15 protein-coding genes and 1 tRNA gene are annotated in these 15726 nt (G+C 69.4%); 5 read left to right on the top strand and 11 right to left on the bottom strand.

All coding sequences use genetic code 11. The features are described from left to right. Positions 1-9 precede the first annotated feature (9 nt). Positions 10-828: an ABC transporter permease gene (locus ACWEOH_RS08775; protein WP_452030076.1), complete on the top strand. Its 819-nt coding sequence runs from the start codon at positions 10-12 to the stop codon at positions 826-828. Positions 829-909: 81 nt separating this feature from the next. Here ACWEOH_RS08775 and ACWEOH_RS08770 read toward each other — a convergent pair whose 3' ends face one another. After that, a complete protein-coding gene (locus tag ACWEOH_RS08770; protein ID WP_452030074.1) occupies positions 910-1383 on the bottom strand; it encodes a hypothetical protein in 474 nt (157 codons plus the stop codon). A gap of 224 nt (positions 1384-1607) precedes the next feature. Here ACWEOH_RS08770 and ACWEOH_RS08765 point away from each other — a divergent pair, with 224 nt between their 5' ends. Beyond that, entirely contained in the window at positions 1608-2846 is a 1239-nt protein-coding gene (locus ACWEOH_RS08765) for an ABC transporter ATP-binding protein (RefSeq protein WP_452030072.1), read from the top strand. On the opposite strand, the gene ACWEOH_RS08760 is transcribed toward ACWEOH_RS08765, so the two are convergent. Genes ACWEOH_RS08760 through ACWEOH_RS08740 form a run of 5 tightly spaced genes read right to left on the bottom strand, consistent with a single transcriptional unit; the run spans position 2843 to position 8787 of the window. Next, the gene (locus ACWEOH_RS08760; RefSeq protein ID WP_452030070.1) at positions 2843-3949 is read right to left on the bottom strand and encodes a glycosyltransferase family 4 protein; all 1107 of its coding nucleotides are present in this window, start codon (positions 3947-3949) and stop codon (positions 2843-2845) included. The two genes, ACWEOH_RS08765 and ACWEOH_RS08760, sit on opposite strands and share 4 nt — an antisense overlap. Continuing rightward, on the bottom strand, positions 3939-5018 hold the full coding sequence (locus tag ACWEOH_RS08755; protein ID WP_452030068.1) for a glycosyltransferase family 4 protein: 1080 nt from the start codon (positions 5016-5018) through the stop codon (positions 3939-3941). The genes ACWEOH_RS08760 and ACWEOH_RS08755 overlap by 11 nt, the downstream gene beginning before the upstream one ends. Further along, entirely contained in the window at positions 5015-6136 is a 1122-nt protein-coding gene (locus tag ACWEOH_RS08750; protein ID WP_452030066.1) for a glycosyltransferase WbsX family protein, read from the bottom strand. The genes ACWEOH_RS08755 and ACWEOH_RS08750 overlap by 4 nt, the downstream gene beginning before the upstream one ends. A 48-nt stretch (positions 6137-6184) precedes the next feature. Beyond that, entirely contained in the window at positions 6185-7264 is a 1080-nt protein-coding gene (locus tag ACWEOH_RS08745; protein ID WP_452030064.1) for a glycosyltransferase family 2 protein, read from the bottom strand. Between the two features lie 20 nt (positions 7265-7284). Then, on the bottom strand, positions 7285-8787 hold the full coding sequence (locus ACWEOH_RS08740; RefSeq protein WP_452030062.1) for a polysaccharide biosynthesis tyrosine autokinase: 1503 nt from the start codon (positions 8785-8787) through the stop codon (positions 7285-7287). A gap of 66 nt (positions 8788-8853) precedes the next feature. Here ACWEOH_RS08740 and ACWEOH_RS08735 point away from each other — a divergent pair, with 66 nt between their 5' ends. Beyond that, positions 8854-10041 (top strand): hypothetical protein, encoded by a 1188-nt coding sequence (locus tag ACWEOH_RS08735; RefSeq protein WP_452030060.1) that lies wholly within the window; start codon positions 8854-8856, stop codon positions 10039-10041. Here ACWEOH_RS08735 and ACWEOH_RS08730 read toward each other — a convergent pair. From ACWEOH_RS08730 to dcd, 5 genes are read right to left on the bottom strand one after another with little or no spacing between them, the layout of a single operon-like run. Further along, entirely contained in the window at positions 10028-11401 is a 1374-nt protein-coding gene (locus ACWEOH_RS08730; RefSeq protein WP_452030058.1) for an O-antigen ligase family protein, read from the bottom strand. The two genes, ACWEOH_RS08735 and ACWEOH_RS08730, sit on opposite strands and share 14 nt — an antisense overlap. A gap of 54 nt (positions 11402-11455) precedes the next feature. After that, entirely contained in the window at positions 11456-11722 is a 267-nt protein-coding gene (locus tag ACWEOH_RS08725; RefSeq protein WP_452030056.1) for a PqqD family protein, read from the bottom strand. Further along, positions 11719-12588 (bottom strand): nucleotidyltransferase family protein, encoded by an 870-nt coding sequence (locus ACWEOH_RS08720; RefSeq protein WP_452030054.1) that lies wholly within the window; start codon positions 12586-12588, stop codon positions 11719-11721. Before ACWEOH_RS08720 ends, ACWEOH_RS08725 begins: the two co-directional genes overlap by 4 nt. Next, positions 12585-13652: a glycosyltransferase gene (locus ACWEOH_RS08715; RefSeq protein WP_452030052.1), complete on the bottom strand. Its 1068-nt coding sequence runs from the start codon at positions 13650-13652 to the stop codon at positions 12585-12587. Before ACWEOH_RS08715 ends, ACWEOH_RS08720 begins: the two co-directional genes overlap by 4 nt. Positions 13653-13654: 2 nt before the next feature. Beyond that, complete coding sequence (gene dcd / locus ACWEOH_RS08710) at positions 13655-14260, bottom strand: dCTP deaminase (RefSeq protein WP_148733105.1); 606 nt, start codon at positions 14258-14260, stop codon at positions 13655-13657. Positions 14261-14369: 109 nt separating this feature from the next. Here dcd and ACWEOH_RS08705 point away from each other — a divergent pair. After that, a tRNA-Gly gene (locus ACWEOH_RS08705) sits at positions 14370-14440 on the top strand. A 90-nt stretch (positions 14441-14530) separates the two neighbouring features. Further along, positions 14531-15613: an alpha/beta fold hydrolase gene (locus tag ACWEOH_RS08700; protein ID WP_452030050.1), complete on the top strand. Its 1083-nt coding sequence runs from the start codon at positions 14531-14533 to the stop codon at positions 15611-15613. Positions 15614-15726 lie beyond the last annotated feature (113 nt).

Raw genomic sequence — 15726 nt, 5'->3', positions numbered from 1 at the left:
CGGACACACATGCGAACGACCGTCATCACCCCACCGGGCCGGCTGCCCCTGCCGCGCTGGAGCGAGCTGTGGGAGGCTCGCGAGGTCGCGCTGCGGTTCGGCCAGCGCGACATCGTGCTGCGGTACCGCCAGACCGCCATCGGTGTCGCGTGGGTGCTCATCCAGCCGCTCGCGGCAGCCGGCATCTTCTCGCTCGTGTTCGGCAGCGTTGCGAACCTGCCCACGGGCGGCGTGCCGTACTTCCTGTTCTCCTTCATCAGCATGCTCGCGTGGACGCTCTTCAGCAGTGTGGTGGGGCGCGCCGCGCCCTCGCTCGTCGCCAACCAGGCACTGGTGGCGAAGGTCTTCTTCCCGCGCATGCTGGTGCCGATCTCGACCGCCATGTCGGCGCTGCTCGACTTCGCCGTGGGCTTGGCGCTGGGCATCGTGCTGCTCGTGGTCTACGGCGTGAACCCGGGATGGGGCGTGCTGCTGCTCCCGGTCTGGGTGCTGCTGTTCGTGCTGCTGGCACTCGGGCTCGGGCTCGCCGCATCGGCATGGATGGTGCGGTACCGGGACATCGCGTACGTCCTGCCGTGGGTGCTGCAGTTCGCGCTGTTCGCGACGCCGGTCGCCTACTCCCTCGACGCGGTGCCCGCCGACCTGCTTCCCCTGTTCGCCGCGAATCCGCTCTCGTGGCTCATGGAGCTCTTCCGGTACTCGCTCCTCGGCGAGGCGCTGCCGCCCACATGGCAGATCGTCGGCGCGGTGGTGGTGAGCCTCGGCGTGTTCCTGCTGGGCGCCACGGTGTTCCAGCGCCACGAGCGGTCGTTCGCCGACCTGATCTGATCGGACCACCTGCAGAAACGACGAGAACCCCGGTCATCGGACCGGGGTTCTCGTCGATACGTCGAGTGCGGGAGCCGCTTCTTACGGGGTCGCCTCGCCCTCGCATTCGGGGCACTGCTGCACCGGCATCTTGGCATCCACGAGGTCCGCGAAGCCCTGGACCTGCACCAGCACATTCACGCTGCTGTTCGTGGAGCCGAGCTCGTAGACGGTGTCGGTGCACCCACCGGCGGGCACGACGACCGGGAAGTTGAAGCCGACCGGCACGAGCGCCGGGTTGCCACCGGTGTTCGCGAAGACGTTCTCGACCGTGACGGACCCTGAGCCGCAGCCATCGGGCAGCACGGCGCAGAACCGAACGAAGTACGTGAACTCGAACTCGGTCGACTGCCCGGGGCAACGACAGCCCTCGAATGAGATCGTGGGCACGCACCTCGGACTGGCGGCATAGGCCGGCGCCGGGACGGCGAGGGCGACAGCGGGAACCGACCACGCCATCGCCTTGGCGACCGTGCGTCGGCTGACGCCCGGCTTCTGCTCTTCGAGGTCGGTCATAGTGATTCCTCCTGGGCTGAGGCTGCTGGACACGTTTTCGGGTTTCTTGGGAGAGAGTGAAACTCTCTCACGGCACATTATCGGGTTTCCCGGGCCAACTCTAGTTCCGTGCAAATCTCTTCCAGCACCGACGACCCCCGCTTTCGGGGGGTAGGAATTCGGGATGTTAGCGTAGGCTTCACGCCCGGTCGCAGGCCGGAATGACGCCGGAGGGACGGGGGCTCATGTCGAACGCCATGGCGATCTCGGTCTCCGGTCTCTCCAAGACCTATCGCATCAGTCACCAGCACCGCAGCAACCGGGCCACGGAGGCGATCGCGCAGCGGCTCCGGCATCCGTTCCGGCGCGCCGAATACGAATACTTCGAGGCGCTCGACCAGCTGGACTTCGAGATCCCTCGTGGCGAAGCGGTCGGCATCATCGGCCGCAACGGCGCCGGGAAGTCGACGCTGCTCAAGCTCCTCACGCGAATCACCGCTCCCACGTCCGGCCGCATCGAGCTGAACGGGCGCATCGGCAGCCTGCTCGAGGTCGGCACCGGATTCCATCCCGAGCTCACCGGCCGCGAGAACATCTACCTGAACGGCACGCTCCTCGGCATGCGCAAGCGCGGCATCAGGCAGCGCTTCGACGAGATCGTGGACTTCGCGGGCGTCGAACGCTTCCTCGACACCCCGGTCAAGCGGTACTCCTCGGGGATGTACGTCCGACTCGCGTTCGCGGTGGCTGCGCACCTCGACACCGAGATGCTCGCGATCGACGAGGTGCTCTCCGTCGGCGACGCGGAGTTCCAGCGGAAGTCGCTCGCGAAGATGCGGGATGCCGCGCGCAGCGGCCGCACCGTGCTCTACGTGAGCCACCAGATGCAGACGGTCACGTCGCTGTGCACGAGCGCGCTCTTCCTCGACGCGGGCCGGCTCGATTACCACGGGTCCGTCGATGGCGCCCTGATGCGGTACCGCGCGACCTTCGAGGAGTTCGCCTCCGCCCAGCGAGTGGCCGCCCGCAGGCCCGGATCGGGTGAGCTGCGCGCGACCGATGTGCGGATGGAGCGCGCGTATCACGCAGCTGACGACAAGGTGATCGAGATCGACGTCGGGTCGACGAGTGCCGATTCGACCCTGCCGTACTACGTCTCCGCGCACATCAACGATGCGAACGGCGCCGTCATCGCCCAGTGCGACTCCCGCGTGCACGGCGTCTGGTTCGACCCGACCGAACCGCAGCGCATGACCCTCACCGTGAGCGGCCTCTGGCTGCGGCCGGGTCGCTACACGGTCGACGTGTTCGTCTGCCGCGCCGGCATCCTCGACGCATGGCAGGGTGCGCAGGCGTTCGACGTGCTGCCCGAGCTGCCCTATCCCGGCGCCGTCCCCGAGGACGCGTACTCCAACGGCACCGTCCTCACGGACTTCACGTACCGTGTCGACGCGCCCGGCGACTCCGAGCCCCGGGTTCTCTAGGCTCGCGATTCTCCCGAGGCGTCGCGCACCCACGCGACGAGCGGCCGGGTGGTTCGGCCCCAGGTCAGCTCGGCCAGCGCATAACGCCTCGATTCCGCCCCGATCGTCGCTGCGGCGGCACGATCCGAGAACCAGGCCACGATGGCCTCCGCCCATGCGGCGGGATCGGATGAGACGAACGCGGGCGCGTCGGGATGGGCGCTCGCCCCATCGGGCGTGGCGAGGACAGCGCGCCCGCTGGCCAGCGCCTCTCCGTACTTGACCGGAGCGCCGACGCCGTCGAGCACCGGGACGGCGATCGCGTCGACCCGAGCGATGAGATCCTCGCGGTGCTCGATCCGGCCCAGGTATCGCACGCCGGGTGCGTCGGCCAGGGCCGCCCGCAGGCCGGCGCCCGCGACGACGAATTCGGCGTGCGGAACTCGAGCGACGACGATCGGCCACACCGTACGGACGAACCACTCGATGCCGTGCCGGTTCGGCTCCCAGTCCCAGTTGCCGATGGCGCCCACGGCGGGCGTCCCCATCGGGGTACCGGGCTCGGGCCATTCCGCGGTATCGATCCCGTGCGGCAGCACGATCCGGCGTGCGGCGCCGCCGGCACCGAGCCGGCGTCCCTCGGCCGCGGAACAGACGGCGACCGCGTCGACGCGACCGAGCACGGTCCGCTCGATCCTCTCGAACGCGACGGCCCCGGCGTGATCGCCCTCTCGCTCGGACCACGCACTGAGCACGTTGTGCAGGTCGACCAGGACTCGAGCACCGGCGGATGCCATCGGTCGCTCGACCATGGCCCACGAATCGAGGTGGGCGATCACGATCCCGTCGTACCCTGTGTCGCGCACTGCGCGGGCGATGATCGATCGCCCGACGGGATCCGGGATGCCGAACCTCCGGTGGCGGCGGACGCGACGCACGTCGGCGATCGCCCGGAGCGACGCGTCGTCCTGGGGACCCGCGAGGGTGATCGCGTCCACCGCGACTCCGGCGCGGCTCAGTTCCCTGATCTGGAAGTACTGGCGCCGCTGGCCTCCCTGTCCTGCGACGTCGGGCGTCTCGTTGCTGAGCCAGAGGACGCGGCGACGTCGTTGGTCAGCGGTCACGACGCCTCCTGCTGCGGTAGACCCGCTCGTAGGCCGATGCGACGACCCCGAGGTCGAACGACCTCGCACGCTCGCGACTGCTGCGCGCGACTCGCTCCCGACGTTCCGGTTCTGAGAGGAGGTCCGCGACCACGTTTCCGAGATCCTGCAGGTCCGTCAGGACCCCCGCACGGCCCTCCTCCGTCACGTACCTGGCGCCGAGGTTCGGTGTCGCAACGACCGGAAGTCCGGCGGTCATGGCCTCGGCGTACGGGATGCCGAACCCCTCGTACGTCGAGGGGAGGCAGAACACCCAGGAACGGCCGTACTCGTGGGCGAGCTCCTCGTCGCTGAGCCGCCCGAGGGCCGTGACGCCGGACGGGAGGTTCGCCGGCGCGTCCTGCGTGACCATGCGGAGCTCGGCATCGGGCACACGCGGAGTGACGTCGCGGGCGAACGCCTCGGCGAGCGCGGCACCCCGCTTCCGACCGCCCCACGTGCCGACGAACAGCACGGTGGGCCGTTCGGCCTTCGGTGCAGTCCGCCCGAAGAGCGCCGGATCCACGCCGTTCGGGATGACGGTGCGGACCCATGGCGTCCACCGACGGGTCCCGGGCGAGATGAGCACGGTCCGGTCGGCCACGAGGCTCGCGAGCACCTCGGTGAGGCCCAGCAGCAGCATCCGTGCCTTCTCCTTGACGCCCTTCACGTACCGCGCCTCTTCGAAGCAGGACCCGTGCAGCGTGCGAACGTGCATCGGAACCCGCCTGCGCCACATCCAGTAGTCCTCACCGTGCGCATGGAGCACGTCGTACGACGACAGGTCCTGTCTGCGCATGACGAACGCGAAGCGGAACGTCTTGAGCCCGCCCGACATCGGGAGGTGGACGTGACCGTACTGCGCGCCGTCGACCGGCGCGCAGGGACTGAACACGTCGACGGCGTGTCCGCGGCGGACGAGCTCGTTGGCGAGCGCATGCACCTGGTACCCGACGCCGATCTTGCTCTCGCTCGGGAGGTAGTACGAGATCATCGCGATCCGCAATGGTCGATCGGATGCCGCGGGCGGATGCTGCGGGGCGGCGGTCACGACAGGCCGGTCCGGAGCGCGCGGAGCCACGCATGCCCGTCGCGGAGGTCGGGCTCGAGGTGATTGCCCTCGGCCCACTCGTTCCACGACTTGATCCAGAGCAGGCGTTCCTCGGCGGGTCGGTCGGCCAGCAGGTCGACCGCCTGCTCGACGGCGCGCTGGAACCGTGCCGGGGTGGCCCCCTGCACCACGAGGCCGCGCCGGCCGGCGCGGGGCGTGTTGTCCCAGTTGGGGTAGACGCACGGTTGCACGTGGGGGTCGCGGGGATAGGTGGAGACCACGGAGTCGGAATAAGGCCAGATCTCGGGTCCGCCCATGACCTTGCGGATCGCGCGCATGCGGAAACGGGAGGCCGGTGTCACCTGCGCGGGCAGCCGCATGTACACGCTCGCGTCGAACCCGTCCGCCGCGGCATCCGTGTATCGCGCACCCGCGCCGAGCAGGTCGCTCGACTCCGCGACGAGGTACAGGCCCTCCAGTCCGGCCTTCCGTGCCATGGCCTGCCAACGATCGACGAATGCAGCCGCATCGGGCAGCTCCTCGGGCCGGAAGACGTAGAACAACGGGCGCCCGTGGACCCGGAAGTACCGTTCGTCGCGGAACGCCGGGAGGATCGCCTCGAAGTGGCGCCGGTCATCGTCGTCGCCCGGATAGGTCTGCTGCCTGAGCACCTTGTCGGCGGCGGCGTGCCAGATTCCGGTCCACGACTGGTTGGCCCATGCGAGGCAGAAGCCGATCTCGGGTGCTCCGAGCTCGAGCACTTCGCGGAACGGCCGTTCGAGGATGCGCTCGCCACCGCCGAACCAGTAGTGCCAGTAGACGAACGCCTCGACCCCGTACTCTCGGGCGAGATCGCTCTGCGCCTGCCGCGTCTCGGGAACGCGCAGGTCGTAGAAGCCGAGGTCGGCGGGGAGGGTGGGCTGGAGGTGCCCAGGATAGAGGCGCCGTGCCCGTGCGGTGTTGGTCCATTCGGTGAAGCCGGGACCCCACCACTCGTCGTTCTCGGGTATCGGGAAGAACTGCGGAAGGTAGAACGCGAGTGCCCGTGCCCTGAGCGCCGGCGGCGCGCTCTCGCGGCGCACATCGGCGGCCGAGTGGGATGCGGGATTCTCGACCACCGGAACCACCATTCTTCCAACCGTCACGCGAGCACGTTGATCCTACTGTCAGTCCTGCCGTCGGGCGGCGGGCCTCCGTCCGTCGCGCAGTGTGCGCACCGCCCGCCGCAACCACGGCAGGCGAGCCGCGATCAGCGCGCGGCGACGTTCTCCCCGCCGACCGTGCGGTGGCCAGAGCAGCGAAGCGAGATGACCGACCGCGCGGCGCACCCGTGCTTCCCGGGCGTACCCGGACGAGGTGAGCAGCTCACGGAGCAGATGCGAATGGAGCTTCCCAACCTGCCCGCCGCGGAGTCCCTCGTCGGTGTCGATCAGGCCGCCGCCCAGGCGCAGCGCGACCGCCGAGGAGAGGAAGGGAAGGCCGAGTCGGGTGGTGCGGGAGGTTGCGCCGACGTGCACGCGGTAGAACACGGTGCGCTGATCGATCTGCGGAATGGGTTGCAGCCGTGCCACGTTCACGAGCATCCAGTAGTCGTCCATGGCGAGCGCGTGCGGTGCGAAACCGCCGACGAGCCGGAGGAGCTCCGGCTGCGCGACGAAGCTCGTGGTCACGGAGATCGGTCCGCGCAGCATCGTACGGAGGTCATGGACCTCGACCTCATCAGACCCACTCACGTCGGCCGCATCGACGAGCTCCTCCAACGTCCGCTCGCGGCCGACGAGATGCGTCGCCCAGTCCGAGACACCCGAATCCATCGAGCGAAGCCGGTCGGTCTCGTCTGCGATGCCGAATGTGATCTCCCGGACGAAGACGATGCGCTCGCCCGGGTGGGCGCGAAACCAGCGGAGGGTCCGCTCGAGGTGCGTCGGATGCCAGAGGTCATCCTGGTCGAGGAAGGCGACCCAGCGCCCGCGTGCGAGCATGAGCCCGCGATTCCGCGCGACGGCCACGCCGAGATGCGACTGCTCGTGGAGCGAGGCGCCGACGGGATGCGAGCGAACGAGTTCGGGTCCGTCGTCGGTGGAGCCGTCGTCGACGACGATGACCTCGATTCCCTCGAGCGTCTGGCGGGCGATCGAGGTGAGCGTCTGGAAGATGTAGGAGGCGCCGTTGTAGAGCGGGATCACCACCGACACGACGGGCTGCACGTCAGCATCGGCCGACCCGCCGATCGACTCCGCCGCCATCCTGCGCAGCCGCGCGGAGCTCAGCTTCGCCGTCCGCGTCGCGGGGGCGCCGGCACGGTCTCAGGCTCGCCGACGACGTCTGCGAGGTCTGCGGAGAGACTCGCGTCGAGGTCGGCGCGGGGCGCGGGTGCCGCCTTGGGTGCGCTCGCGGTGTACTCGCGACGGTAGTCGTAGGAGTAGGGCGAGGCGTCGGCGCCGCGGAGCGGGGTCTTGTTGAGCACCACGCCGAGCGCGCGACCGCGCGCCTTGTGAAGCGTGTCGAGTGCCTTGTCGAGCAGGTCGTGCGTCGTCTTGCCGAGGGTGACGACGACCAGCGCGCCATCGGCCTGGTGCGTGAGCACCGCGCCGTCGGTCACCGGGAGCAGCGGTGGCGCATCGATGATCACGGTTGCGTGCTTGGTCAGGTCGGCGAGCAGCGTGTGCATGCGCTCCGACCCGAGCACCTCGCTCGGGTTCGGCGGCACGCTGCCCGCGGCGAGCACCAGGAGGTTGCCCGAACGGGGGGTGCGCTGCAGCACCTCGGCGAGGCTCGCGCGGCCCGCCAGGACATCGCTCAGCCCGGCTCCATCGGGAAGCCCCATGGTCTTGGCGACCATCGACCGGCGGAGGTCGCCGTCGACCAGCACGACGGTGGTTCCGGCCGCGGCGAGCGTCAGTGCCAGGTTGCAGGCGATGGTCGACTTGCCGTCGCCGGGGAGGGGACTCGTGACGACGATGGTCTTCGGCGGGTGATCGACGTCCATGAACTGGAGATTCGTCCGGAGCGATCGCAGCGCCTCGGACACGGCGAAGAGCGACATCTTGCCGGACTTCTCGATGGAGTCGATGAGCCGATTGTCGGCGTCGAGTCCCGAGACGATGGGGATGGTGCCGACGACCGCCACCCCGGTCTTCTGCTCCACGTCTTCGGCGGTGCGGATGCGTCGGTCGGACACGGTTCGGATCATCGCGAAGGCGATGCCGAATCCGAGCCCGAGGATGCCGCCCACCAGCAGGGCGGTCTGCACATCGGGGAACGACGGGCTCGACGGAAGGGAGGCCGAGTCACCGGCGACGACCTGGACCGGAGCCGACCCCTTGGTGCCGTCGCCCTCGATGGCGTCGATCTCGATGATCATCCCCTGGATCCAGGCCTCGGCGAGATCACGAGCGTCGGTGGGCGTCGATGCCTCGGCGGTGATCTTCATCACGACGGTGTCCTCGGGGTTCTCCGCCGTGACCCGGGTAACGAGTTCCTCGGGCGTGGTGTCGAGGCCGAGCTCGTCGATCGCGTTCTCGGCGACGGCCCGCCAACCGGCGATGTCGAGGTACGACTGCACTCGGGATCGCGCCAGGTTGTCTCCGATGGTGGAGATGCCGACATCCTCGCTCTGCTGCGATGCGACGTATCCGCTCGCGCTCGCGGTGTAGACCGGCGTCTGGAGCAGGGTCCAGCCGTAGCCTGCCGCCACCCCGATTGCCGTCATCAGGACGATCGCCAGCCAGTGCCGGCGCAGGCCACGCATGTAATCGCGGAGCTCCATGACACCTCCGTCGCGTTTGGGCCCCCGCCGCGGCGCGGCAGACCTTCAACGAGTAGGCTCCATGCTATGCCAACGACCTTCCATGTGCGGGCGCTCACCTCCACGATCCGTGTCGAGCTCGATGACTCGTTGTCCGCCGACGAGCGCGATCGCATCCAGTCGCAGTGGTCCGATCTCATCGCCGAGAACGGCGACGCGCCGTCGTTGACCGTTCGGGGGAGCATCGACACCTCCGACGCAGCCGCTCGAACGCCCGACGAGATGTTCATCCGGGACCGGAAGACGATTCGGGCCGCCTCCCCGACTGAGCTCGCCGACACGCTGAGCTCCGAGGTCACACTCGGGGCCATCGGTGCGCTCCGAGGCGAGGCGCTCATGCTGCACGCTGCCGCTGCGGCCCTCGACGACGGCCGGGTCGTCGCCCTGGTCGGGCCGTCCGGTCGAGGCAAGACGACTGCCGCACAGGCGCTGGGCTCGGAGTTCGCCTACGTCACCGACGAGACGCTGGCGATCCTTCCCGACGGCGGCGTCCTCGCCTACCCGAAGCCGCTCGGGTTCGGCGAGCGTCCCGAGCGGAAGCTGCACCGCGCGGCATCCGAGCTCGGACTCCGCACCGCCGCGCGCGATGGTCTTCGGCTCGGCGCCCTGGCACTGCTCGACCGGCGACCCGGCATCGACCGGCCGTACGTCGAGTCGGTTCCGCTCGCGGAGGCCCTACCGCTGCTCATCCCCGAGTCCAGCTTCCTGGCCGACCTCGAGCATCCGCTCACCACGCTCGCGGAGACGATCATCGCGACCGGCGGCGTGCGCCGCGTCGTCTACACCGAGGCCGAGACGCTTCCGGCCCTGGTCGACGAGATCCTCGCAACCGTCGATGAGAGCAGGCCGTCGTTCACCTCCGTGGCGGATCAGTCCCAACGGGACTGCGACTGCGCCAAGGGCAGCGCGACCGACGCCGACCCGGTCGCGGACGCGACCATCGGAACTGCGGCCCCCAGCCGATACCGCCGCACCGACCACACCGACGCGCTGCTGATCGACGACGGTCTCCTCGTGCTCAGGCCGGCGCAGGCCACGATGCTCGAGGGCGTCGGACCGGTGATCTGGCTCGCAGCCGACGCCACGACGGAACCCGAGCTCGTCGATGCCGCGCTCCGTCAGCTCCCCGAGCCGCCCGAGGGCGTCGATGCGGCAGAGGTCGTTCGCACGGCACTGGATCAGTTGGTCGACGCCCGGTTGCTCACGCGGCGTTAGCCGACGCCGCTCCCAGGCGCTCGGTCGACTCGCGGGCATCCTGTGGGGATGACCCCGTGCTCCCGCGTTCCTCTCGCGCCAACGCACCGAGGCAGACGCCGGCGATCACGAAGGGGATCGAGACCTGGACGGCGGTCCAGAAGAGGTCGAACTGCGACTGGACGAACCGGGAGAGCACCGCGGCGAGCGCGAGCGTTCCGTAGCGGGGATCCACCCGCCAGAGCACGACGACGATCCCGATCCACATCACGCCGAAGCCCAGCAGGCCCACGACGCCTGCAGATACCAGCACTTCCATCTCGGCCTGCGGCGGCTGGAACGAGCCGGTCGGGTCGAGGTACCAGTAGCGGAGCCCGTGCCCGAAGACCGGAGCCTCGCGCCAGAGGCCGTACACCTCGCGGAACCAGTCCAGGCGCTGGAACACGGAGTTGAACTTGTTCTGCGACGCGATCTGGTCGGCGACCATCGTGACGATCAGGATGATCGCCGGAACGATGAGCACCAGCATCAGCCGCGAGCGGCCGGTCACCTTGCGGCGGATGACCGCGATGATGATCGCGATCATCAGGCCGATGATGGCCTGCCTCGACTGCGTGAGGAGCACCCCGACCACCAGCAGCCAGAACGCGGTCCCCGCGGCGCGCTTCGACCAGCCCAGCCAGTCGGGGTTGATGTACGGGATGACGGCGGTGATCGCCAGTACCGTTCCGGTGAAGTTCTTGTGCATCTCGAACGGCCAGGTCAGGTAGACGGCGTCGAAGTTCCCACGCGAGTACTGCAGCGCGCCATGGACGATGGTGATCACGGCGAGCAGGCAGCCGGTGCCGACCATCAACCCGAAGACGGTTCTCGCGTAGCCGGCGACGCCGACCGCCCATCCGACGATGAGCGCGCCTGAAACCAGCAGCCACGCGTGCACCCACTCGACGGCGTTGGCGAGGTAGGGGTTCACGATCACGGTGAACAGCGTCGTGAACTGGTACAGCAGGTTCAGCCACAGCAACTGCCGGAGGGGCTTGCTGTACGGCCGCTCACCGAGCAGCACGGCGCATCCGAGCGCGGCCGCCAGGGCGACATCCGAGACCGACAATGCGACACCGCCCGCACCCACTCGCTGGACGATGAACAGCCCCGGCATGGCCACCAACGCGATGGCCAAGGGCCGTGAACCACTCAGCACGGCCGCGATGATCAACGCCGACAGGGCGAACGCCATCGCGGGCGGGTTGACCACGTGCTGGTCGAGCAGGATGTAGACGACCGCGGCGGCGGCGGCGGCCATGAGCACCCAGCGCCACGCGTTCGCCCACCAGTCGGCGATCCGGCTGCGCCACGGCGCGCGGAGGCCTGTCGACGTCATGACCGCCTCCCTTGCCGCAGCTCTTCCCAGTATCGCAGGTGCACCCCCGCACGGTCAGGCGGGATCCTCACGGAGGAGCCCGGCGCGAATCATCCGCTCGACGAACACCTCGACATTGTCGCGGATCTCGTCGGCCGGCACATCCGTGCCCTCGACCAGCCGGTCCGCGATGGTCGCCCGATCGCCGCGGCACGCCTCGACCCAGATGGCCGCAGCACCCTCTTCGAGCACGACGATGGGTCCGTCGGGGAGCGCCGCCGCGTAGATCACGGTGCCATCGTCGATGACCGCCACATCGCGACCCAGCCCCAGGCGGTTCACCTCGCGGTTCCTCGCCCGAGCAGGCCGCGCCAGGCTTCGCCGATGGCGCGGGCGGGTCGGTCCAGGAACTCGAACGCGATCTCGACGCCGGTGGGCCGCCTCCCGAGCCGATGGGTGAGGTGATCGACGTTCACGAGCCCCGCCCTGGCGGCGATGCGCAGTGCCTGCGACAGGTTCGGCGCCGCACGCACGCGCGCCCACCACTCAGCCGACCTCGGGCCACCCTCGGAGACGACCTTCCACAGCCGGTAGTCGCGCTCATGCCGGTAGTGCTCGAGTCCGCCGATCGCGGCGGCAAAGGCGACGTCGGCGTCGAGCTCGTCGACTAGTGACCTGATCTGCGCTCGGCGATCATCGGGCGCCGCCTCCCACACGACGGCGAGATCGTCGCCGCGGGTCTTCCCCGCGCGAGCGGCGTTCAGGATGAGCAGCACCGACTGCGCGTGCACGCTCGGCACGCGGCATCCGACCCCGGCGATCTGCACCATGGAGGCGTCGGCCCACAGGCGGTCGAACGCCGCACCGGGAGCGATCCGGATGCCGGGGAAGAAGCGGTGCAGGTCCAGGAAGCCCCACACGTGGTGCGTGTAGGTCTGGGCGTGACCGAAGGGCGAGCCCGAGGCGAAGGTCGTGTAGAGCCGCCATCCGTGCGACCGGATCGCGTCGTCGAGTCGGGCGACGTGTTGGGGCCGCACGAGCACGTCGACGTCGGTGCCGCGGAGCTCGGCCGGCCGCAGCGACGGGTCGATCGCCGCCCCCTTGATGTGCAGCAGGTCGACGCCGACCTCGTCGGCGAGTTGCTGCACGGCTGCGTGCCCGAACCGCAGGCGCACCGACAGCGGCACCTCGACCTGTGACTCGTTCACGCCCGCTGCACCACCTCTTCGATCACTCTAGCGAGGCGAGCGACGTGCGCGTCGCGGCTGAATGCGCGTCCCCAGGATCGGCACGCCTCCGCGTCGAGCTCGCGCGACCGACGGATGGCCTCGGCGAGCGCGGCGGGGGTCTCGGATGCCGCGTGGAAGCCGTTCACGCCGGGCTTCACGGTCTCGAGGTATCCGCCCGCCGCCACCGTCGCCGCCGGCGTGCCCTCGAGCGTCGCCTCGACGACCGTGAGTCCGAAGTCCTCGCGCCCCGCGCCCACGACGACCGCCGCGTGCCGGTACACCCAGCACAGTTCGGCGTCGGCGACCCGACCGATCCCGTGCACGCCGGACTCGGGCTCGTCGAGCGATTCGGATCCCGTCCCGACGATCACGATCGGCAGCCCCGCCGTACGAGCCGCCGCCACGGCGAGCGCGACGTTCTTGTATCCCCGGTCGCGGGCGACCACCGCGACGAACTCGTCGGGCAGCTCACGTGCCGGCCGGACGGCGTCGCGGGCGACCGGCTGCACCGGCGGATGCACGACGACGGAGTCCAAGCCGTAGGCGTCGCGCAGGCGCGCCCGGGTCATCTCGGAGTTCGCCACGATCGCCTGCGCCCGCCCCATCGCCTCCCGGTCGCCGCGTCGCAGCAGCGGGGTGCTCAGCGTGAGCCCGGCCCGCCGCACGGCGCTGAGCCTCATCCGGTAGTCGGAAGCGGCATACAGCCAGCGGGCCGGGCTGTGCACGTAGACGACATGCGGGATCTCGAAGCGGAACCGATGCGCCCAGCCGCTCGACGAGGCGAGCGCGACATCGCCGCCCGACACCGTGGTGCGTGCCGCGATCGACGGCAGGATCGGAAGCATCCGCTCGACCTGCGGCGCGAGTGCCGGCGGCATGGTGGCCCGAACGTCGAGGTGGTCGAACGCCTCGAACGTCGACTCGGGCCGGTACGCGAGTGTCACGACCGTGCGGACGTCGAACCCGGCCGCCCACTCGGCGACGACGCGCTCCGCGCCGCCCACCTGCACGAGGTAGTCGTGGGCGAGGACGATGTCGGGCACGGCTACCGGCCTGCCGACCCGGCCTCGGTCACGCCGACGTCGGTTCGGTGGAAGTTCTGGAACGACCGCGACGCGGTCGGCCCGCGCTGGCCCTGGTAGCGGCTCGAGTAGTCGGCCGAGCCGTAGGGCTTCTCGGCCGGCGACGAGAGCCGGAAGAAGCACATCTGGCCGATCTTCATGCCCGGCCAGAGCTTGATCGGCAGCGTCGCGACGTTGCTCAGTTCCAAGGTGACGTGGCCGGTGAACCCCGGGTCGATGAAGCCGGCCGTCGAGTGCGTCAGCAGGCCGAGCCGGCCGAGCGAGCTCTTGCCCTCCAGGCGCGCCGCGACGTCGTCGGGCAGGGTGACGGCCTCGAAGGTCGACGCGAGCACGAACTCCCCAGGGTGGAGGATGAACGGCTCCTCGGGCCGCACCTCGATGAGGTGGGTCAGCTCGGGCTGGTCCTCGGCGGGGTCGATGAACGGGTACTTGTGGTTGTCGAACAGCCGGAAGTACCGGTCGAGTCGCACGTCGATCGACGACGGCTGGATCATCCCGGGCTCGTACGGCTCGAGCCGGATGCGCTCGCGATCGAGCTCCGCCCTGATGTCACGATCCGAGAGCAGCATGCTGGTCAGCCTACCGATCGCGGCGGGCTCGTTCCGCCCGGCGGCGAGCGCATGGGAATGGGGCCCGCTGTTGCTACGATGGTCACCGCTGCATCCACGGATGCCGCTCGCCGATGTAGTTCAATGGTAGAACTTCTGCTTCCCAAGCAGACAGCGCGGGTTCGATTCCCGTCATCGGCTCTTATCAGGGGTTTTCCCGTCCCACCGACCGCCGTCGATTGCAGGCGGTGGCTGGCTCCGGTGCGGCCCGCTGGGGCAGAATTGGCTGTGATGACGCCATCACGCCGATTCGGACCGGCAGCCGAGCGCGTCATGTTCTGCCGTGCGCCCGACGGCGTCCGAATCGCATACGCCGTGTGCGGCAGCGGCCCACCGCTGCTCATGGGAAAGATGTGGATCAGCCACCTCCAATACGACTGGCAGGATCCGACACTCAGCCACGTCCTGGAGACGTTGAGCCGAATCACGACCGTGGTCCGATATGACGAACGTGGGTACGGGCTCTCGGATTGGGATCCCCCCGGCTTCACCCTGGATTCCAGGGTCGCCGACCTCGAGGCCGTCGCAACTGCCGCGGGGTTCAACCGCTACGCAGTGCTGGCGATGGGCCAGACAGGGCAGGTGGCGATCCGTCATGCGGCGCGACATCCAGGGCGCGTGACCCGCCTGGTCCTCAACGGCGCATACGCCGGCGTGACCGACGAGTACCGCGAGCAGTTCGAGGAGTTCTTCGAGGCGTTGACGGCAGCCGCGCAGTACGGGTGGACGTTGCCCGACTCACGTTTCCGACGGGTCTTCTCCGAAAGCATGGTGCCGGGAGCGACCGAGGACCAGAAGCGCTGGATCGACGACCTCGCCCCACTCGTGACCAGCAAGGCGACAGCGGTCGCTGCGGCCCGTACGCGATTCGATATCGACGTCCAGGCCGAGTTGTCGGACGTGGCCGTCCCAACACTGGTCGTGCACAGCCGCGGCAACCGGATGACGCCCTTCGAGCAAGGCCGCGTGATGGCGTCGAACATCCCCGACGCGCGCCTGGTTACGCTCGACACCGACAACTTCCTGCCGTTGGCCGACGAGCCGGCGTGGCCGATCTGGCAGGAGGCGGTCCGCCGTTTCCTGGAACCGGAGCGGGACGCGATGTCGGTCCCACCTCCGCACGAACAACTCACGAGCCGGGAGGAGGAACTCCTCCTGCTCGTGGCCGAGGGACTCTCCAACGATCAGATCGCCGATCGGCTCATACTCAGCGCGCGGACGGTCGAGCGCCACATGTCGAACGTCTACCGCAAGCTGGGTGTGAGTGGCCCGACTGCCCGCGCCGCCGCGGTCGCGCACATCCTGAGACGCTGAGCGCGTACGTGTCGGACGCCAACGCGATGCGGAACGTCGGCCGAACCTGCGTGTGGACACCGACGCCCCCGACTGCGGTCGGGCCCTAACGTGAGCACCGAACCCGACGCAGC

This window comes from Agromyces sp. NPDC004153 (genome assembly GCF_053603635.1).
Note: the sequence above shows the minus strand (reverse complement) of the source record. Positions and strands in the feature narration are given on the sequence as shown.